The organism is Rhodococcus sp. NPDC056960 (assembly GCF_042674125.1).
GTDB lineage: Bacteria > Actinomycetota > Actinomycetes > Mycobacteriales > Mycobacteriaceae > Rhodococcus_F.
The window spans coordinates 88,376-107,858 of sequence record NZ_JBHURF010000001.1; the positions used below are offsets into that span (position 1 = coordinate 88,376).

The window sequence follows — 19,483 nt, forward strand, 5'->3', positions numbered from 1 at the left end:
GAGTGGATCGGGGACAGTGACCGTGCCAGCAGAACACGGGACCCCAGGGGGACCCCTATCCGAGGGCGATCCCTCGGGACCGGTCTCGGAGGGTAAGCCCGCGCCGGAGGCGGCCGCGAAGTCGAAGGCCGGTCGAAACCTCCCCGCGGCGATCGGTGTGGGCGTCGGTCTCGGCGTCGCGCTGATCCTGATCCTCGTCTATGTGCCGCTCGTGTGGATCGGGGTGGTGGCGGTCGCGATGGCCGTCGCCACCTGGGAGGTCACGAAGCGGCTCCGCGAGGCCGGCATCAGTGCCCCCCGGATTCCGCTGCTCGCCGGCGGGCAGGCCATCCTGTGGCTCGGGTGGCCGTTCGGCCCCGTCGGTGTGCTCAGTGCCTTCGCGGGAACTGTGCTGGTCTGCATGGTCTGGCGGCTGTTCGACCACGGGCTGAAGGCGACGCCGCAGAACTTCCTGCGCGACACCGCGATCACCGTGTTCGTGGCCTCCTGGATCCCGCTGCTGGCGTCGTTCGCCGTTCTGATGGTGTTGCAGGACGACGGCGCTGGCCGGGTGTTGTGCCTGATGATCGGCGTGGTCTGTTCCGATGTGGGCGGCTACGCGGCGGGTGTGCTGTTCGGCAAACATCCCATGGTGCCGGCGATCAGCCCCAAGAAGTCGTGGGAAGGGTTCTTCGGTTCGCTGCTGTTCTGCGTCATCGGCAGCCTGCTCACCGTCACCCTGATCCTCGACGAGAACTCGATGATCGGTGTGCTCCTCGGCGTCGTCCTCGTGATCACTGCCACGCTGGGCGACCTCATCGAATCCCAGGTCAAGCGGGAGCTGCGCATCAAGGACATGGGTACGCTGCTGCCCGGCCACGGCGGGATCATGGACCGCCTGGATTCCTTGCTGCCGTCGGCGTTCGTGACGTGGCTGGTGCTCACGGTCCTCGTGTGACCGCTCGGCCGTGACCATCCCCAGCCCCAACATCTGGCACTGGCCGGAGCAGTACGAGATCGAGAATCGTGCCCAGGACGTGGACGGGGCGATCTTCCGGCACCTGCGCCGGGTCGCGGACTGGACGGGCGGCACCGTTGCGGACGTGGGCTGCGGCTCGGGGTTCCACCTCCCGGTCTTCGCCGAGTCTGCGGCGACGGTCTTCGGAATCGAGCCGCATCCGCCGCTGCTGGACCGTGCCCGCGCACGGGTGGAGCAGTTGCCGAACGTCCGGGTGCTCGACGGCTCGGCCGAGGGCATACCCCTGGGTGATGCGAGCGTGGACGTCGTGCACGCGCGGACCGCGTACTTCTTCGGTCCCGGCTGCGGCCGCGGAATTCGGGAGGCCATGCGCGTCCTGCGCCCCGGCGGCGCGCTCGTCGTCGTCGATCTCGACGCGACGGCCCACCCGTACGGCGAATGGATGCGCGCCGACCTGCCGCAGTACCACCCGCCGTCCGTCGAGGCATTCTTCACCGCCCAGGGGTTCGACCTGGTACGCGTGGAGACGCGATGGCTCTTCCCCGACCGGGAATCACTGCGCGGGGTCCTCGGTATCGAATTCAGCAAGAAGACCGCGTCGGCGGCGTTCGCGCAGACACCCGGCGTGGCCCTCGACGTGCGCTACCGCGTCCACGTCCGCCGAAAGCCCGCCGGTCTCGAGATCGTCTGACGCGCTGCTACTCCCGCGGCGCGATGTGGAAGAGCTTCGCGAGCGCGTTGATCTTCTTGGCCTTCGCCAGCTTGGGGAGGTCGCTGCCGTCCCGCACCCGGGAACCGTCCTCGCCCAGATCCGCGATCACGTCCCGCGCCCATTCCGCCTCGGCGGGGGACGGGCTCAGGGCGTCGTTGACCGGCGCCGTCTGCGCGATGGTCATGCACAGCTTGCCGCTCATCCCCATCGACAGGGTGAGCGCCGACGCGCGGACCAGGGCGTCGACGTCGGTGCCGAGGGTGGGCCCGTCGATCGGCGGTGCGATCCGGGCGGCACGACTGGCGACCGTCAGCCGCGCACGGGGATAGGCCATCGCCAACGGCGAATCGTCCATCCCGGTGTCGCGGCGGAAGTCGCCGCTGCCGAATGCGAGCCGGAACGTGGCGTCGGTCCGGGCGATCTCCGGTGCGGCCTCGAGCCCGACCGCGGACTCGACGAGGGCGAGCACCTTGGTGCCGTCGGGGAGTCGTTCGGCCGTGGCGTCGACCTGCATGCCGCTCTCGGTCTTGGCGAGCATGACGCCTTCGAGACCCGGAACTCCGTTCAGGGCTGCCAGGTCGTCGGCCCAGTAGGGGGTGGTGGCGTCGTTGATCCGCACCCACGCTCGGCGGTTCTCGCCGAGCCAGGCGACGACGTCCGCGCGGGCCCGGGGCTTGCGGTCGGGAGTGACGGCGTCCTCGAGGTCGAGGATCACCGCGTCGGCGGCGCTCACATGTGCCGCCTCGAATCCCTCGGGCTTGCCGGCGGGAACCAGCAGCCAGGATCGTGCTTGCTCGGCCGCGATACGCGGTGCCACAGTCGTCTCCATGTCGGCCTTCACAGTCGTGCCGTTCCGGTGATATCCACGACAATGATTCTGCTCGCTCGGTGTCCACACAATCCACTTGCGTAACTATTGTTCAGTTAGAAATTACTGTTCAGACGCCGCTGACGGTTGGCGGCCCGGCGGATCTGGAGGATGCGGACACCGCCCGCCAGGGCCATGATGACCGCGCCCGCGATGGCTGCGAACAACAGCGTGACGCCCAGCGGGAGAGTGAAATCCCACGCGAACAATTCGAGGGTCACGCTGTCGAGGTTCTGCAGGATGAACACGAGAAGCAGTACCAGGACAATGATTCCGATCACCAGGCCGGTCCAGGTGGCGCCCACCCGCGTGTGCTTGATGCCCTTGCGGCGGGCCACGTCGGGATGCTCGGTTCCCGCGGACACGGTGTCGGGGTGCGACGGATCGGTGGGCACCGGTCCGGTACCGGGACCACGGCCGGCCGGGACGTCCGGTGGGAAGTTCGAGGGGTCGTCCGGTGTTGTCGACATGAGTTGATCTTCACCCACCTGGGCGGGTTCCGCAGGCGCATCGGGCGGCGAAACAACGTCGATCAGGCATCCGCACGACAACGACCCCCGAATCAATGGGACAATGGAGAAACTATGGCTGTCTCGCTTCCCCTCGTTTTCACCGCGCCCCGGCGTGGGATGCCCCCTCGGCATCTCGCGGACCTCGACTCCACCGAGCGGCGGGAGGCCGTCAAGGAGCTGGGTCTGCCCGGGTTCCGGGCCGACCAGCTGGCCCGGCAGTACTACGCGCGGCTCGAGGCGGATCCGGAGAAGATGACCGATCTCCCCGCCGCCGTGCGCGAGCAGGTGGGGTCCGCGCTCTTCCCGACGCTCCTGACGCCCGTCAAGCATCTCGCGTGCGACAACGGCGACACCCGGAAGACGCTCTGGAAGGCGAACGACGGCACTCTGCTCGAAAGCGTCCTGATGCGCTACCCGGACCGCGCCACACTGTGTATCTCCAGTCAGGCGGGGTGCGGTATGGCGTGCCCGTTCTGCGCGACCGGTCAGGGCGGGCTGCAGCGCAACCTGTCGACCGCCGAGATCGTCGACCAGGTGCGTGCCGCCGCGGCCGCACTCCGCGACGGGGACGTCCACGGCGGTCCGGGCCGGTTGTCGAACGTGGTGTTCATGGGCATGGGGGAGCCGCTCGCCAACTACAAGCGGGTCGTCGCCGCGGTGCGCCGCATCACCTCGCCGGCCCCGGACGGACTCGGGTTGTCGCAACGGTCGGTGACGGTGTCGACGGTGGGTCTGGCCCCCGCGATCCGCAAGCTCGCAGACGAAGACCTCAGCGTGACGCTGGCGGTGTCGCTGCACACGCCGGACGACGAACTGCGCGACACCCTGGTCCCGGTGAACAACCGCTGGTCGGTGGCGGAGGTCCTCGACGCCGCCCGCTACTACGCGGACAAGTCCGGCCGCCGGGTGTCGATCGAGTACGCGCTGATCCGGGACGTCAACGATCAGCCGTGGCGCGCCGACCTGCTCGGCAAGAAACTCCGCAAGGCCCTCGGCCCGCTGGTGCACGTGAACCTGATCCCGCTGAATCCCACCCCGGGCAGCGAGTGGGATGCGAGCCCGAAGCCGGTGGAGAAGGAATTCGTCCGGCGCGTCCTGGCGCAGGGTGTGTCCTGCACCGTGCGGGACACCCGCGGCCAGGAGATCGCCGCCGCCTGCGGCCAGCTCGCCGCCGAGAACTGAGCTCGCGCGGTCGCCGGAAACGACGAACCCCTCGCCCCGGGGAATCAGGGCGAGGGGTTCGTCGTGGTTCGGGTGTTACCGGGGCTTGCGCCGCAGGACGATGTCGCGCACGAGGATCACGACCATCAGGGCCGCGCAGCCGAACAGCCACAGGTCCTCGACCTTGCCGGTGTGGTTGCCGATCATCATGAGCAGCAGGAACACGGCGAAGAACCATCCGAGGAAGCGGAACGTCTTGGGCGCCTCACCGCTCCAGCCCCACGCGGCCGACGGGACCTCCGCGGTGTCGATGTGTGCGGCCACGATGGGGTCGCTGGACGAGGGCTCCAACTGGGTACCGGCCACGATCGATCCTCCTGCAGATTCGGTTGCGCTACTCGACATATCGTGACATACGACTGCCCGTCGTATGTAGTGGGGCCATCCGTGGCGGGCAGTCCGCTGTGCATCAGGAACAATGGGTGGGTGGATGAAAACAGGCCCACTCGCGTCCTGCTGCTCGGCAGCACAGGTTCGATCGGCACCCAGGCGTTGGAGGTGGTGGCCGCCAACCCGGACAAGTTCACGGTGGTGGGGCTCGCGGCGGGCGGCGGAAACGTCGACCTGCTGGCGCAGCAGATCCGGGAGACGGGGGTGTCGTCCGTCGCGGTCGCGGATCCGGGGGCTGCGGCGGCGCTGGATCTGCCGGGGGTGCTGAGCGGTCCCGACGCGGTCACCGAGCTGGTCCGCGCCACGGAAGCGGACGTCGTGCTCAATGCTCTCGTCGGGTCTCTGGGACTCGAGCCCACGCTGGCCGCGCTCGAGTCCGGTGCCCGGCTCGCGCTCGCCAACAAGGAGTCGCTCGTCGCCGGCGGGCCGCTGGTGACCGCCGCCGGGGCGCCGGGCCAGATCGTGCCGGTCGACTCCGAGCATTCCGCGCTGGCCCAGTGTCTGCGCGGCGGCAGCGCGGACGAGGTGGACCGGCTGGTCCTCACGGCCTCGGGCGGCCCGTTCCGCGGGTGGACGACCGACCGGCTCGACTGGGTGACACCCGAGCAGGCGGGCGCCCACCCCACGTGGTCGATGGGACCGATGAACACGCTGAACTCCGCGACACTCGTCAACAAGGGGCTCGAGCTGATCGAGACCCACCTGCTGTTCGGCGTCGACTACGACCGGATCGACGTCACCGTCCACCCGCAGTCGATCGTGCATTCGATGGTGACGTTCACCGACGGCTCGACGCTGGCGCAGGCAAGCCCGCCCGACATGAAACTTCCGATCGCCCTCGCGCTCGGCTGGCCGCACCGCGTCGCGGGCGCGGCTCCGGCCTGCGACTTCAGCACGGCGTCCACCTGGGAGTTCGAGCCACTCGACGCGACGGTGTTCCCCGCCGTGGATCTCGCCCGGGAGGCGGGGAAACGTGGCGGATGCCTCACCGCCGTCTACAACGCTGCCAACGAGGTCGCGGCTCAGGCATTCTTGGACGGGATCATCCGGTTCCCGCGCATCGTCCGCACCGTCGCCTCCGTGCTGTCCGAGGCGGACGAGTGGGCGGCTCCACCGGCTACCGTGGAAGACGTACTGGCCGCCGACGGCTGGGCACGTGATCGAGCACGACAGCTCGTGAAGCAGGAAGGCTAGAACTGCATGGTGTTCGCAGTGGGCGTTGTTCTCTTCGCCCTCGGGATCGCGCTGTCGATCGCGCTTCACGAAGCGGGTCACATGTGGGTGGCGCAGGCCACCGGCATGAAGGTCCGCCGGTACTTCATCGGTTTCGGACCCAAGATCTTCTCGTTCCGCCGCGGTGAGACCGAATACGGGCTCAAGGCGCTGCCCCTCGGCGGCTTCTGCGACATCGCCGGCATGACGGCGCTGGACGAGCTCGAACCGGACGAAGAAGACCGGGCGATGTACAAGAAGCCGACGTGGAAGCGCCTCGCGGTGATGTCCGGCGGCATCGGCATGAACTTCGTCCTCGGACTCGTCCTGGTCTATGTCCTCGCCGTCGGGTGGGGACTACCCGACCTCAACCGGTCCACCGACGCGGTGGTCGGGTCGGTGGGGTGCGCCGCGCCGAGCCAGGGCCCCGGTCCCGACTACGCGCTGTCCGAGTGCACCGGTCCCGGACCCGCCGAGCAGGCGGGGATCCGCACCGGCGACGTCATCACCGCGGTCGACGGCAAGGACACCGCCACCTTCGCCGACGTGGCCGCCGCTACGCGCTCACTGTCCGGTCCGGTCGACTTCACGATCGAACGCGACGGTGAGGAGCAGACGATCGTCGTCCCGGTCCAGCAGGTGCAGCGCTGGGTCCAGGAGAAGGGGGACACCGAACCCCACGAGGCGACGGTCGGCGCCATCGGCATCGGAGCGACCCCGAGCGTCGTCGAGCACTCGGCCCTCTCGGCGGTGCCCGCCTCGTTCGAGTTCACCGGCGACATGTTCGTGATGACCGCCGAGCGGCTGGTCCAGATGCCGAGCAAGGCCGTCGACCTGTGGCACGCCGTGACCGGCGGCGAACGCGACCCCGAGACCCCGATCTCGGTGTACGGCGCGAGCGTCATCGGCGGGCAGATCGCTGAACAGGGCATCTGGGAAGCGTTCGTGCTGCTGCTCGCGAGCCTGAACTTCTTCCTCGGGATGTTCAACATCCTGCCCCTGCTGCCGCTCGACGGCGGACACATGGCGGTCACCCTCTACGAACGGGTCCGGGACTGGTTCCGCGCCAGGCGCGGCCTGCCGGGCGGTGGACCCGTCGACTACCTGAAGCTGCTGCCCGTCACCTATGTGGTGATCGTCATCGGCGGCGCGTACATGCTCCTCACCCTCACCGCCGACATCGTCAACCCGATCAAGCTCTTCCAGTGATCGCTAAACTCGGTCTCGAAGCTACGAAAGAAGGCACCCACGTGACCAGCCCTGTCGGATTGGGAATGCCCGAAGGCCCGGCCGCCGTTCTCGCACCCCGTCGCAAGACCCGCCAGCTCCAGGTCGGAACGGTCGGTGTCGGCAGCGACTTCCCGGTATCCGTGCAGTCGATGTGCACCACCAAGACCCACGACGTCAACGCCACCCTGCAGCAGATCGCCGAACTCACGGCGTCCGGCTGCGACATCGTCCGCGTCGCCTGCCCCCGGCAGGAGGACGCCGACGCACTCGCGACCATCGCGAAGAAGAGCCAGATCCCGGTCATCGCCGACATCCACTTCCAGCCCCGGTACATCTTCGCCGCCATCGAGGCGGGCTGCGCGGCGGTCCGCGTCAACCCCGGCAACATCAAGGAGTTCGACGGACGCGTCAAGGAGGTCGCGAAGGCGGCGGGCGACGCGGGCATCCCGATCCGCATCGGCGTCAACGCCGGTTCCCTCGACCCGCGGCTGATGCAGAAGTACGGCAAGGCGACCCCCGAAGCGCTCGTAGAGTCCGCGCTGTGGGAGGCCGGCCTGTTCGAGGAACACGGGTTCGGCGACATCAAGATCTCCGTGAAGCACAACGACCCGGTGATCATGGTCGAGGCCTACCGGCAGCTCGCCGCGAAATGCGACTACCCGCTGCATCTCGGGGTGACCGAGGCCGGTCCCGCGTTCCAGGGCACCATCAAGTCGGCGGTGGCGTTCGGCGCCCTGCTCGCCGAGGGCATCGGCGACACCATCCGCGTGTCGCTGTCCGCGCCGCCCGCCGAGGAGATCAAGGTCGGCACGCAGATCCTGCAGTCGCTGAACCTGCGTCCCCGCAAGCTCGAGATCGTGTCCTGCCCGTCGTGCGGGCGAGCCCAGGTCGACGTGTACACCCTCGCCGACGAGGTCACCGCCGGACTCGAAGGGATGGAGATCCCGCTGCGCGTCGCCGTCATGGGGTGCGTCGTCAACGGTCCCGGTGAAGCCCGCGAAGCCGACCTGGGGGTCGCGTCCGGCAACGGCAAGGGCCAGATCTTCGTCAAGGGCAAGGTCATCAAGACCGTGCCGGAAGCGCAGATCGTCGAAACCCTGATCGAGGAAGCGATGCGGATCGCGGAGGAGATGGAGGGCGATTCGACGTCCGGATCACCCGTCGTGACGGTCAGCTGACCCGGCACCGGCAGCGGGCAGCGAAACGTCTCCCGTTTCCGGCGAGTTCGTGGCAATCTGGTGGGCAGGTCCACTAGCTGACAAGGTTGGGTAGATGCTCAAGCTCCTCGGTGCCAAACAGTTGAGCAGTCGGGACGCGGCACACGTGCTTCGCGTTCTCGACGCCGATCCTGTCGCCACCTGCATGGTCGCCGCTCGTGTCGAAGAGGGCGGCGTCGATCCCCGGATGATCCACGGAGAGTTGTGGAGTCGGGGCGGGCCGCTCGAATCGTTGTGTTTCTCGGGCGCGAATTTCGTGCCGCTCCGCGGCAGCATCGACGACATGCGGGCGTTCGCCGACCGGGCCTGCCGCACGCCGCGCATGTGCTCGTCGCTGGTCGGCCGGGCCGAGTTGACGCTGCCGCTGTGGGAGATGCTCGAGATGGATTGGGGGCCGGCCCGCGAGGTGCGGGCAGACCAGCCGCTGCTGGCGCTGGCGAGCACGCCGCAGTGCCGCCCGGATCCGTTGGTCCGGCAGGTGCGGATGCACGAACTCGAGCAGTACCTGCCCGCCGCGGTCGCGATGTTCATCGAGGAGGTCGGCATCGACCCCCGCGCCAACGACGGGGGGCGGGGGTACCGCCGCCGCGTCGCCAACCTGATCGCTGCAGGCCGGGCGTGGGCGCGATTCGACGACGGTCAGGTGGTGTTCAAGGCCGAGGTGGGGTCGGTGTCGTCCCGGGTCGGCCAGATCCAGGGGGTCTGGGTGCATCCGATGTACCGCGGGCACGGCTTCGGTGCCGCGGGCACCGCGACGGTCGCGGAGGCCGTCATCGCGGAGGGCCGCATCGCCAGCCTCTACGTCAACAGCTTCAACACCGTGGCCCGCAGCGCATACGCGCGCATCGGCTTCAGCCAGGTCGCGACGTTCGCCACAATTCTCCTGGACTGACTCGCTGGGCCGCCTACCGTGTCGGCGGTGTCCGCCGACATAACATGGGCGGCGATGAACCTGCGGCCACATCCTCGCTTCCGTGTCGTCCAGTCGATCGCCCTCTGTGGCGCCGCTGTGCTGACGATAGGTCTGACGGCGTGCACGCCGAGACCGGACGGTCCGGAACCGGCCGCGCAGGCGTTCCTCACCGCCTTCGCCGAGCAGGATTCGGAACAGGCCGCCGATCTGTCGGATCGTCCCGATGTCGCCCGCCAGACCCTCGACTCGGCTTGGACGTCGCTTCAGGCCGAATCTCTCGACGCCCGGACGACGGACGTCCACGTCAGCGGTGACACGGCCACGGTCGGGTACACCTACGAATGGCATCTGCCGAAGAATCGGGTGTGGACGTACTCGGGAGAACTCCAGATGGGGCGGCGCGGCGGCGACTGGGCCGTGCGGTGGAGTTCCACCAACGTCCATCCGCGACTGGGGGACCGGCAGACGATGTCGTTGCGTTCCACCGCCGCCCCCCGGGCACGGGTCAACGAGCATTCCGGGTCGGACGTTCTCGTGCCCGGAGTGGTGTACCGCGTGAAGTTCGATGCGGCGCAGTCGGGCAACGTGATCGGCAGCGCCCAGGCTCTCGCGTCGGCTCTCGCCGCGTTCGACAACACCCTCACGGCGCAGTCGATCGCCGAATCCGCGACGGCCGTCAAGGGCGACTATCTGGTGACCCGGCTTCGGTCGGACGACTACGAACAAGTCGCCGGCGTCCTCGCCGCCGTTCCCGGTGTGACGGTGTCCGACGAAGCAGATCTCGTGGCCACCGACCGGAACTTCGCCCCCGATCTGGTCGGCCAGGTGAAGAAGACCGTGATCGACGAGGTCGACGGCAAGGCCGGGTGGAGCGTCGTCACCGTCAACCAGAACGGTGTGGACACCGACGTGCTCACCGAGACCGCGCCGCAGACGTCCCCGTCGTTCTCGATCAGCCTCGACCGTCCGATTCAGATCGCGGCACAGAATGCGGTCAACGCCCGCACCGACCAGACGATGATGGTCGTCATCCAGCCGTCGACCGGCGACGTCCTCGCCGTCGCGCAGAACAAGGCGGCGGACAGGGACGGTCCCGTCGCCCTCACCGGTCTGTACCCGCCCGGTTCGACGTTCAAGATCATCACCGCCGGCGCCGCGATCTCCTCGGGCCTCGCGACCCCCGACACGATGGTGCCGTGCCCCGGGCGCATCGAGATCGGAGAGCGCAGCGTCCCGAACTACAACGAGTTCGCGCTCGGCACCGTGCCGATGGCCACGGCATTCGCCCGCTCGTGCAACACGTCGTTCGCGAAACTCGCCAGCGAGATGCGGCCCGACGCACTGACCGTCGCGGCGTCGCAATACGGAATCGGCCCCGATTACGACGTGGTGGGCCTGCCCACGGACTCGGGTTCGGTACCGCCCGCCGACGACCTGGTGCAGCGGACGGAGGACGGGTTCGGTCAGGGCAAGGTGGTGGTCAGCCCGTTCGGGATGGCGTTGGCCGCCGCGACCATCGCCCACGGTTCGACGCCCGTGCCCCGGTTGATCGCCGGGCGGGAGACCACGATCGACGGGAACCATCCGCAGATCAGCCCGGAGATGGTCGACGGACTGCGCGGCATGATGCGTCTCGTGGTGACCAGCGGAACCGCCGAGCGGATCGAGGATCAGGGCGAGGTGTACGGCAAGACCGGTGAGGCCGAGGTCGAGGGCGGCTCGCACGCCTGGTTCGTCGGCTACCGCGGCGACCTCGCGTTCGCGACGCTCGTGGTGCGCGGCGGCAGTTCCGACAACGCCGTCGCCGTCACCCGCGACATGTTCGCCGCGCTGCCCGAAGGGTACTGACACCCGCTGTCCGCCGATCGGGGGACGCGGAATTCATCCTGTTCCAGGGCCGATCGGCGGACAGACGCTGCCGTCGGCACGGTCCATAGTTGGTTGCAGACGGAAGAACCCGCACGGGCGGGATCGAAAAGCCAACGTGGACAGGAAGTCAGACCATGACCATCAGTGCAGACGTGATGACCATCAGCGCAGACGTGAACTGCACGGAGATACCGACCGGCACGCGTCGGGTGTTGTTCGTCGGGAATCCGGGCGCCGGCACCGAGCGGACGCAGTGGGCTGTGTTGCGGCAGTGGGCTTCCGACCGTGGTATGGAATCGATCAGTGAATGTGAGGGCGACGTCGTCTGCGCGATCGCGACCGAGGACGTTCTGGACGGACTCTGCACGCCATCGGATGCGATGGCGATGCAGCTGGCGCGGGCTCGAGGGGTGCCCTGCGTCGGCGTTCGCGACGCACATCTTCTGGAGGCGGCGATCTGACATGGCCTTCGAGATCATGGAGCGCGGCGAGACCCTGGTGGCCGGTCTGCCCGTCCGAAGTCCCCAGCGTGCGCTGGGCAAACTGAGCGACCCGCGCCTCGACCGGGCGTGGACGAGGGTCCTGCATCACGAGGTCGGCGGACCGCTGGCGTCCACCTACATCGATTTCGCGCCCGACGTCGAGTCGTACTACACCCAGATCGTCGGGTACCAGTGCGCGACCGTGGCGGACGCGACGCGCGGTCATGTCGTCTCACGGATCCCGCCCGGCACGTACGCCAAGTTCTCCTCGCGGGGAATGTTTCCCGACGTGATGCTGCGGCTGTGGGCGCAGGTGAGCGAGGCGGAGTCGAACGGTGACATCGAGCGGGCGTACACCGGCGACCTCGAGGCGTATCCGCACGCCTACGCCGTGGATCTGTACATTCCGATTCTCGTGGACGAGCCCCGCGGTCCGTCGAGCGCATCAGGTGAGAAGAAATGATCGAGATAGTGAAGAGGCAAGCCGAATCGTTTGTGGGACTGACCATCCCGGACGGAAGGCCCGGACGTCCCCGGCCGGGCCGGGAACTCGTCGACTACACGGTGGAGCGGATCAGGGATCGGGGGATCTCCGAGGTCTTCGTCGTGTACGCGGCATCCCCGCCGCCGCGGACGTTCACCGTGGTGGTCGGGTACCCGTGCGATTCGACCGACAAGATGGAGCCGGGCGACGTTCTGGTGCGGGTGCGGCCCGGTTACTTCGCGCGATTCCGCTGCGAGGACGAAACCGAACCGGACGCGCTCGCCGAGACCTGGAGCGTCGCCGACTACGCGGCCGCCCGGGGCCGGATCGAACGCGGTTTCACCGAGGACCTCGAGGTGCACCATCCGGACGGGTCGGCGGAACTGTTCCTCTCGCTCCGCTGACCGGCGACCGGCCGGGTCACTCGTGCTCGGCGAGTTTCTCGGGATCGATTTCGGGACCGCCCTTGCCGAGCCTCTTGTTCACGAGGACGGTCCCGGCCCACAACACGACACCGATACCGAGGAGGATGCCCGCGATCTGATACTGCACCGCCGGGCGGTCGGCGTACGGCGTGACGAGGAAGCCGCACGTGAGCGCGCCGATGACCGGCAGAATGGTCGGCACCCGGAAATGCTTGTGCTCCACCGGTTGCCTGCGCAGGACGAGCACGGTGATGTTGACGATGGTGAACACGCACAGCAGCAGCAACGCGGTCGTGCCGCCGAGTTCGGGTACCTCACCGACGAACGTGATGAGCCCGAACGCGAGCAGCGTCGTGAAGACGATGGCCACGTACGGAGTGCGGCGCCTGGCGTGCACCTTGCCGAGCGGGGGAGGCAGCACGCCCTCGCGGCTCATCCCGTACAACAACCGGCTCGCCATCAGCATGTTGATCAGCGCCGTGTTGGCAACGGCGAACATGGTGATGAACGCGAAGATGCCGATCGGGAACCCGGGCGCCCCGGCCTGGACGACCTTCAGCAGCGGAGTGTCGCCCTCGCCGAGTTCGGCCACCGGCACCAGCGCGATCGCCGTGATCGACACGAAGACGTAGATGGCACCCGTGATGATCAGACCCGTCAACAGGACCTTGGGGAAGATGCGGCTCGGTTCCTTGCATTCCTCGGCCATGTTCACCGAGTCCTCGAAGCCGACCATCGCGAAGAAGGCCAGGGCGGTACCGGCGATCACCGCGCCGAGCGCCGACCGGTCGCCGGTGTCGAACGTGGTCACCCGGGAGAAGTCGCCGTCACCCACCCCGAGCGCCCACAGGCCGATCATGATGATGATCAAGAGGCCGGACAATTCGATGCAGGTCAGCACCACGTTGGTCTTGACGCTCTCGCTGACCCCGCGGAAGTTGACGAGACCGACGAGCGTCATGAACGCCAGCCCGAGGAGGGTGATGCCGACTCCGGTGGAGAAGTCGAGATGGAACGCTTCCACGAAGTTGGCGGCGAAGGCCCGGGACGCCGTCGACGCGGACGTGATTCCCGAGCACATCACCGCGAACGCGACCATGTAGGTGAGGAAGTGCACCCCGAACGCCTTGTGCGTGTACAGCGCGGCGCCGGCGGCTTTGGGGAATTTGGTGACCAGCTCCAGATAGCTGAAGGCCGTGATCATGGCGACGACGAACGCCACCAGGAACGGCAGCCATACCGCGCCCCCGACCTGATTGGCCACCTTGCCGGTGAGGGCGTAGATCCCGGTGCCCAGGATGTCGCCGACGATGAACAACAGGAGCAGTCCCGGGCCCATCACCCGCTTGAGGCTCGGCTGTCCGGGCGAATTCGAACCAGCTGCGTTCGAATCCGTCGCGTCCGCTGTCGAACCCATGACCCACCGCCTTTCGCTACCGCCTGCGTCCCTCGTTCGAGAGGACGGTGTCCGCTAGGGGAGCAGCCCGAGCCTGCGCGCGGTGACCACCGCCTCGTGCCGCGACCGTGCGTCGAGCTTGCTCATGGCACTGCGCAGATAACTCTTCACCGTCTCGGGCCCCACCGAAAGTCGTTGCGCTGCTTCGCTGTTGGTGCAACCCAGTGCGACGTGCGACAGGACGTCGACTTCGCGCGGAGTGAGGTGGACGGCGGGCTCGTCGTCCGAGCCGTCGGCGGTGGGCCGCAGAATCCCGGCCAGCCGTTGCGACAACCCGCGGAGGCGGGCCTGCAACGAGGAATCGGTGACGGTCTGCGCGACGCTGCGCAACTCCGCGTGAATGTCGCGGAGTTCCTCGGACGTGGCGCCCCCGGCGGCGTTCACATCGAGCGTCTGCATCATCTCGAGGCGGCGATCGACCTCGTCGCGGATGGCGATTTCGGTGCCGAGCCGCCGCGAGGCCGCGACGACGATGTCGGCGGTGCGATCGCCGATCGGGGCGCAGTCGCGGATGGCGGCGTACAGCACGGCGCGCGACGTGCCCCGCACCATGACGGGCACCGCGAGGATCGACCGCAGTCCTTCACTGAGGACGGGTCGATCGTAGTGGTGCGTGATGGTCGAGGAGTTGCCGTAGTCGTGCACCGAGGCAGGTGCGCGCTGGGCGACCACCCGGCCGCCGAGTCCGGAGAGCGAGGGGATGGCCAGGCCCTTGAGATTGTTGGTGCGGGTGCCGACGAACTCGCTGAGGTGCAGGGTGTCGTTCTGGACCTCACCACCGAAGAGAACCGGCGCGACGCCGTGAGCTGCGATGGTGCGCAGCTCACCACGCAATGCGTCCCCGTCCCGAGGGCGCAGCAGCGACGGTGCACGAGCAACCAAGTCGTCACCCCTTTCCGGGGGTAGTCACGGCGGTCTGTGAGCTAGATCATAACCGTAGTGAGTTCGGGCGACGGCCCGACCTCTTTACCTGGCCATGAGAACACGAGGAGTACCGCATGACCACCGATCCCGCCGCACGCGTTCGTGAGCTACTCGGCCAGTACGACACCCCGACTGCGTCCGCCGCGGAACTGCTGTGTGATCGCCACCCCGCAGACGACGTGGCATTCACCGTCGTCGAAGCGGACCTGTCGTCGACCGAGCTCACGTACGGATACCTGCGCGAACAGTCGACGCGATTCGCGGCCGCACTCGCGGACCTCGGCGTCGAGCCCGGTGACCACGTCGCGACACTGATGGGCAAGTCGGCCGAACTCGTCGTCGCGCTGCTCGGCATCTGGCGGCGGGGCGCCGTCCACGTGCCCCTGTTCACCGCGTTCGCACCGCCCGCGATCGCGTTCCGGCTGGGCGCGAGCGGAGCGAAGGTGGTCGTCTCCGACGCCAACCAGCTCGACAAGCTCGCCCCCGGGGACGACATTCCCGCGGATGCGCCCTGGCAGGTCGTGGTCGTGGGCGGCGCCGGCTCCGAGGCACTCGACTTCGCGACGCTCGTGGCGTCGCACGACGCCACGGACCCGACGGGTGCAGCCGTCACGGTGGGCGGCGACGGACCCCTCGTCCAGTTGTTCACCAGCGGCACGACGGGGACCCCGAAGGGTGTGCCGGTGCGGCTGCGCGCCCTCGCGTCGTTCCACGCCTACCTGGAGTTCGGGCTGGACGTCCGCAAGGACGACGTCTTCTGGAACGCCGCCGACCCCGGATGGGCGTACGGGCTCTACTACGCGCTGCTCGGACCGATGGCCGCCGGCACCCGCAGCATCCTCCTGCACGCCGGATTCTCGGCGCCCCTCACATGGCAGGTGATGGAGCGGTTCGGCGTCACCAACTTCGCCGCCGCACCCACCGTCTACCGCAGCCTGCGTGCCGACCCCACGCCGATCCCCGACACGGTGAAGCTGCGCCGCGCGTCGTCGGCGGGCGAACCGCTCACCCCCGACGTGATCTCGTGGTCGACGGCCAACCTGAACGTCCTCGTCCGGGACCACTACGGCCAGACCGAGCACGGCATGTTCATCTCCAACGCGTGGGCCGACGGCCTGCAGGAGGAGGTCCGCGAAGGGTCCATGGGCAAGCCGCTGCCGGGCTGGGCGTGCGCCGTGCTGGAGGACGAGTCCGACGCCGTCGCCCCGCCGCGGACCCCGGGCCGGGTCGCCATCGACACCCACAACAGTCCGCTGATGTGGTTCACCGGCTACGTCGACGCCCCCGAGAAGACCGCGCAGCGGTTCACCGCCGACGGTCGGTGGTACCTCACCGGCGACGCCGGTCAGACCGACGAGGACGGCTTCTACTTCTTCTCCGCCCGTGACGACGACGTCATCATCATGGCCGGCTACCGGATCGGACCCTTCGACGTGGAGAGTGTGCTCGTCATGCACGACCACGTCGTCGAGGCCGCAGTCGTGGGGATGCCCGACGAACTGCGCGGTGAGGTCCTCGAGGCCTTCGTCGTCCTGCGTGACGGCGTGGACGGGACGGGCGAACTCGAGGCCGAACTGCAGACCCTGGTGAAGAAGAAGTTCGCCGCGCACGCCTATCCGCGGACCGTGCACTTCGTCCCGAGCCTGCCGAAGACCCCCAGCGGCAAGGTGCAGCGGTACCTGCTCCGCCAGCGATAGGCGGCTCCGCCGCCCGTGCGCCCTTCTGGTTGCGGGAACGACCAGAAAGGCGCACGGGTGCGTCAGCGCCTCCGGAGGCGGCCGACGACCAGCAGAGCGAGGAGCGTGACCGTCAGCAGCAGGGTGGTGTCGGCGGCGGCGAGGAACACCTGCCCGCGGTCGGTGAGTCCGAAGATGCTCACCGGCAACGTCTTCCAGGTGGCCGGATAGACCATCACGGTGGCGCCCAGTTCGCCCATCGACAGCGCGATCGACAGACCGGCGGCCGCCCCGAGCGCCGGGAGGAGCAGCGGCAGCGTGATCCGGAACAAGACCCGGGCAGGCCCCGCGCCGAGCGATTCGGCGGCCTGACGGTAGGCGGGATCGAGGCGGTCCAGCGCCGCGGAGACGGCGCTGAACGCGAAGGCGAGCACGAGAACGGTGTGCGCCAGGATCACGATCCACTTGGTTCCGCCGAGCAGGAACGGGCGCTCGTTGAACGTGATCAGCAGCCCCAGACCGATGGCCACCGACGGGACGGCGATCGGCAGGTGGAACACCGCGTCGGTGACCCGCCGCAACCACGCCGGCGCCTCCCGCGCCGCCAGTGCCGCCCACGTCCCGACGACCAGCGCCAGTGCCCCCGCGATGAAAGCGGTCTGCAGGCTGACGGTGAGACTGGCGAGATTCTCGTCGGACAGTGCCGCCGCGAAGTTCCGGCCCCCGAGGTCCGAGGGCAGCGGGCCGGTCCAGGAACCGGCCAGTCCGGCCGCCACCACGGTGGCGATCGGTGCCACGAACACGACGGCTACCACGAGGGCGAACAGGCTCAGGGCCAGCGCTCTAGATCGTCTCGTCCACAGCAGCACGGCTGCCTCCCGTCAGCTCGGCGAACACGAATCGGTACGTGCAGTACAGCGACAGCGACAGCGCCACCTGGACGGTGGCGATCACGGCCGCGCCCGGCAGGTCGAACGTGACGATGCCGCGCGTGTAGATCAGGACGGGCAGCGTCACCACGTCCTTGGCGCCCGTGAACAGGACGATGCCGAACTCGTTGAGGGTCAGCAGCAGCACGAGTGAACCGCCCGCCAAGAGTGCGGGCCACGCCTCGGGAATCACCACACTCCGCAGGGCCCGCAGCGGCGACGCCCCGAGACTGGCGGCGACGTCGAGTTGCTCGCGCGGAATCTGGGTGAACGCGGCGAGCAGCGGACGGACGACGAACGGGGTGAAGAACGTGATTTCCGCGGCGATCACCCCGAGCGGGGTGCTGAGGAAGTTCAGCGGCCCGGTCCGGTCTCCCGTGATCCCGGCGATCAGTGCGTTGACCGCCCCGGCCGTGCCGTAGAGGAAGGTGAACGCGAGGGTGATCAGGAACGACGGCAATGACAGCACCGCGTCGATCAGCCGTCCCACGACCTTCGATCCCGGAAACGGCACGAACGCCAGCACCAGCGCCACGAACGTGCCGAGGACGAGGCAGCCGAGGGTGGAGAGCGCGGCGATCTGCACCGTCCGCCACAAGGCTGTGCGGAACAGCGCGGAGCCGAGCACGCCGGACCAGTTGTCCAGGCCGGAACCGGTCTCGGAGTCCAGCGATTCGGTGAGAACCCGCGCCATCGGATAGACGGCGAATCCGAGGACGAGCAGCAACGGAGGAAGCGTCCACGCGATGCCCCGCCACCGGAACGGCTCGGGGCGGGGCGCCGCCGTTCCGGCGGGTGGACGCTCGAGTGTCACGGTCATGTCGCGGGCACCAGGACGCTGCCGTCGGACGGGAACTGCACGCCGACGACGGTGCCGGGTGTGCGCTGATCGTGACCGGGTACGTCGGCGGCCACCTGCACTCCGTCGACGTCGTCGACGTCGAGGGTGATCCGGGTGGTCGATCCGCGCCACACCGTGGACACGATCCGGGCAGGGAACGAACCCCGCGCGCCGGCCGCCGTGAGGGCGACCTCGTGCGGGCGAACGCAGAGGAAGGCACCGAGGTCCGACTCCCACTCGACGTGCCCGATGTCGGGTTGTGGGGCGGTGGCGGTGACGGGAACGCCGCCGACCGACACGAGTGCCGACGTCCCGATCACCCTGGTGACGGTGCACGGCAGCAGGTTCGCTCCGCCGAGGAACTGCGCGGTGAAGCTGCTCGGCGGCCGCTTCCAGAGGTTCTCGGCGGTGTCGACGTCGGCGAGCCGGGAGTTCCGCATGACGGCGATGCGGTCGGCCAGCGCGAGCGCCTCGCTCTGATCGTGGGTGACGTAGAGCATGGCGGTGTCGGGCAGCGCCGCCCGTAATGCGGCGAGCTCCCCGAGCATGCTCTCGCGTAGCTGCGCGTCGAGTGCGGCGAGCGGTTCGTCGAGCAGCAGGACCGCGGGCCGGATCGCCAGGGCCCGCGCGATCGCGATGCGCTGCTGCTGCCCGCCGGACAGTTCGCGCGGCAGGCGGGTGCCGTACGCGGCCATGCCGACCATGTCGAGCGCCTCGGCCACGCGGGCACCGATCTCCGCGCGTGGCACCCGCTGGGAGCGGAGCCCGAACGCGACGTTGTCGGCGACCCGCATGTGCGGGAAGAGTGCGTACGACTGCACGACGACGCCGATTCCACGTTTCGCGGGCGGAAGGTCGGTGACGTCGCGGGTTCCGAGACGCACGGAACCCGAAGTGGGACGGACGAATCCGGCGAGCGCCTTGAGTGCGGTGGACTTGCCGGACCCGCTCGGGCCGAGCAGGGCCACCGTCTCACCGCGGCCCACGCGGAGGTTGAAGTCGATCAGGGCGTGGGTGACGTTCTTGCCGCGGCCGTAGCCGACGGTGACGCGGTCGAAGGTGATGGCGGGTGCGGAGTGTGCGGTGGCCCCGAGGACGCCCGGACGTCCAGATACTTTGTCTGCGGGGGAGTGCGACGGGTGCGGCCGGCTGGATCGAATTCCC

At 68.6% G+C, this 19,483-nt stretch carries 20 protein-coding genes; 12 read left to right on the forward strand and 8 right to left on the reverse strand.

Translation table 11 applies throughout. The annotated features are described in order from the left end of the window. The first annotated feature begins 16 nt into the window (after positions 1 to 16). Both ACFTWF_RS00455 and ACFTWF_RS00460 read left to right on the forward strand, forming a co-directional pair. Positions 17 to 937, forward strand: a complete 921-nt coding sequence (locus ACFTWF_RS00455) for a phosphatidate cytidylyltransferase (protein ID WP_378459348.1) — start codon at positions 17 to 19, stop codon at positions 935 to 937. A 10-nt stretch (positions 938 to 947) separates the two neighbouring features. Next, on the forward strand, positions 948 to 1,649 hold the full coding sequence (locus ACFTWF_RS00460; protein ID WP_378459349.1) for a class I SAM-dependent methyltransferase: 702 nt from the start codon (positions 948 to 950) through the stop codon (positions 1,647 to 1,649). A 7-nt stretch (positions 1,650 to 1,656) separates the two neighbouring features. Here ACFTWF_RS00460 and ACFTWF_RS00465 read toward each other — a convergent pair whose 3' ends face one another. Together ACFTWF_RS00465 and ACFTWF_RS00470 are read right to left on the reverse strand one after the other, a co-directional pair. Next, positions 1,657 to 2,511: an HpcH/HpaI aldolase/citrate lyase family protein gene (locus tag ACFTWF_RS00465; RefSeq protein WP_378459350.1), complete on the reverse strand. Its 855-nt coding sequence runs from the start codon at positions 2,509 to 2,511 to the stop codon at positions 1,657 to 1,659. Between the two features lie 83 nt (positions 2,512 to 2,594). After that, the gene (locus ACFTWF_RS00470; RefSeq protein WP_378459351.1) at positions 2,595 to 3,008 is read right to left on the reverse strand and encodes a lipopolysaccharide assembly LapA domain-containing protein; all 414 of its coding nucleotides are present in this window, start codon (positions 3,006 to 3,008) and stop codon (positions 2,595 to 2,597) included. A gap of 114 nt (positions 3,009 to 3,122) precedes the next feature. Here ACFTWF_RS00470 and rlmN point away from each other — a divergent pair, with 114 nt between their 5' ends. Then, positions 3,123 to 4,232, forward strand: a complete 1,110-nt coding sequence (gene rlmN / locus ACFTWF_RS00475; RefSeq protein WP_185729213.1) for a 23S rRNA (adenine(2503)-C(2))-methyltransferase RlmN — start codon at positions 3,123 to 3,125, stop codon at positions 4,230 to 4,232. 75 nt (positions 4,233 to 4,307) lie between these two features. Here rlmN and ACFTWF_RS00480 read toward each other — a convergent pair whose 3' ends face one another. Further along, entirely contained in the window at positions 4,308 to 4,577 is a 270-nt protein-coding gene (locus ACFTWF_RS00480; protein ID WP_378459352.1) for a DUF2631 domain-containing protein, read from the reverse strand. A 120-nt stretch (positions 4,578 to 4,697) separates the two neighbouring features. Between ACFTWF_RS00480 and dxr the strand changes: the two genes are divergently transcribed. The 8 genes from dxr to ACFTWF_RS00520 all read left to right on the forward strand — a co-directional run bounded on the left by dxr (position 4,698) and on the right by ACFTWF_RS00520 (position 12,472). Continuing rightward, positions 4,698 to 5,855, forward strand: coding sequence for a 1-deoxy-D-xylulose-5-phosphate reductoisomerase (gene dxr, locus ACFTWF_RS00485; RefSeq protein ID WP_378459353.1), 1,158 nt, complete (start codon positions 4,698 to 4,700; stop codon positions 5,853 to 5,855). A 6-nt stretch (positions 5,856 to 5,861) separates the two neighbouring features. Then, positions 5,862 to 7,082: a M50 family metallopeptidase gene (locus ACFTWF_RS00490; protein WP_378459354.1), complete on the forward strand. Its 1,221-nt coding sequence runs from the start codon at positions 5,862 to 5,864 to the stop codon at positions 7,080 to 7,082. A 41-nt stretch (positions 7,083 to 7,123) separates the two neighbouring features. Further along, positions 7,124 to 8,281 carry a flavodoxin-dependent (E)-4-hydroxy-3-methylbut-2-enyl-diphosphate synthase gene (gene ispG / locus ACFTWF_RS00495; RefSeq protein WP_378459355.1) on the forward strand — a complete coding sequence of 386 codons (1,158 nt, stop codon included), beginning with the start codon at positions 7,124 to 7,126 and terminating at the stop codon, positions 8,279 to 8,281. 94 nt (positions 8,282 to 8,375) lie between these two features. Continuing rightward, positions 8,376 to 9,212 carry a GNAT family N-acetyltransferase gene (locus ACFTWF_RS00500; RefSeq protein ID WP_378459356.1) on the forward strand — a complete coding sequence of 279 codons (837 nt, stop codon included), beginning with the start codon at positions 8,376 to 8,378 and terminating at the stop codon, positions 9,210 to 9,212. Positions 9,213 to 9,266: 54 nt separating this feature from the next. Then, positions 9,267 to 11,081, forward strand: coding sequence for a penicillin-binding transpeptidase domain-containing protein (locus ACFTWF_RS00505; protein WP_378459770.1), 1,815 nt, complete (start codon positions 9,267 to 9,269; stop codon positions 11,079 to 11,081). A 155-nt stretch (positions 11,082 to 11,236) separates the two neighbouring features. Then, a complete protein-coding gene (locus tag ACFTWF_RS00510) occupies positions 11,237 to 11,563 on the forward strand; it encodes a hypothetical protein (protein ID WP_378459357.1) in 327 nt (108 codons plus the stop codon). 1 nt (position 11,564) lies between these two features. Beyond that, positions 11,565 to 12,047, forward strand: coding sequence for an effector binding domain-containing protein (locus ACFTWF_RS00515; protein ID WP_378459358.1), 483 nt, complete (start codon positions 11,565 to 11,567; stop codon positions 12,045 to 12,047). Next, on the forward strand, positions 12,044 to 12,472 hold the full coding sequence (locus tag ACFTWF_RS00520; protein ID WP_378459359.1) for an AraC family transcriptional regulator: 429 nt from the start codon (positions 12,044 to 12,046) through the stop codon (positions 12,470 to 12,472). The genes ACFTWF_RS00515 and ACFTWF_RS00520 overlap by 4 nt, the downstream gene beginning before the upstream one ends. Before the next feature lie 16 nt (positions 12,473 to 12,488). Here ACFTWF_RS00520 and ACFTWF_RS00525 read toward each other — a convergent pair whose 3' ends face one another. Together ACFTWF_RS00525 and ACFTWF_RS00530 are read right to left on the reverse strand one after the other, a co-directional pair. Beyond that, the gene (locus ACFTWF_RS00525; RefSeq protein WP_378459360.1) at positions 12,489 to 13,910 is read right to left on the reverse strand and encodes an APC family permease; all 1,422 of its coding nucleotides are present in this window, start codon (positions 13,908 to 13,910) and stop codon (positions 12,489 to 12,491) included. Positions 13,911 to 13,964: 54 nt separating this feature from the next. Next, positions 13,965 to 14,831, reverse strand: coding sequence for a response regulator transcription factor (locus tag ACFTWF_RS00530; RefSeq protein WP_378459361.1), 867 nt, complete (start codon positions 14,829 to 14,831; stop codon positions 13,965 to 13,967). A 116-nt stretch (positions 14,832 to 14,947) separates the two neighbouring features. Here ACFTWF_RS00530 and ACFTWF_RS00535 point away from each other — a divergent pair, with 116 nt between their 5' ends. Then, positions 14,948 to 16,570 carry an AMP-binding protein gene (locus ACFTWF_RS00535; protein ID WP_378459362.1) on the forward strand — a complete coding sequence of 541 codons (1,623 nt, stop codon included), beginning with the start codon at positions 14,948 to 14,950 and terminating at the stop codon, positions 16,568 to 16,570. A 62-nt stretch (positions 16,571 to 16,632) separates the two neighbouring features. Here ACFTWF_RS00535 and ACFTWF_RS00540 read toward each other — a convergent pair whose 3' ends face one another. Genes ACFTWF_RS00540 through ACFTWF_RS00550 form a run of 3 tightly spaced genes read right to left on the reverse strand, consistent with a single transcriptional unit; the run spans position 16,633 to position 19,479 of the window. After that, positions 16,633 to 17,418, reverse strand: coding sequence for an ABC transporter permease (locus ACFTWF_RS00540; RefSeq protein WP_378459363.1), 786 nt, complete (start codon positions 17,416 to 17,418; stop codon positions 16,633 to 16,635). After that, positions 17,393 to 18,298, reverse strand: coding sequence for a 2-aminoethylphosphonate ABC transporter permease subunit (locus tag ACFTWF_RS00545; protein ID WP_378459364.1), 906 nt, complete (start codon positions 18,296 to 18,298; stop codon positions 17,393 to 17,395). The genes ACFTWF_RS00540 and ACFTWF_RS00545 overlap by 26 nt, the downstream gene beginning before the upstream one ends. Further along, positions 18,295 to 19,479, reverse strand: coding sequence for an ABC transporter ATP-binding protein (locus ACFTWF_RS00550; RefSeq protein ID WP_378459771.1), 1,185 nt, complete (start codon positions 19,477 to 19,479; stop codon positions 18,295 to 18,297). The genes ACFTWF_RS00545 and ACFTWF_RS00550 overlap by 4 nt, the downstream gene beginning before the upstream one ends. Between the last annotated feature and the right edge of the window lie 4 nt (positions 19,480 to 19,483).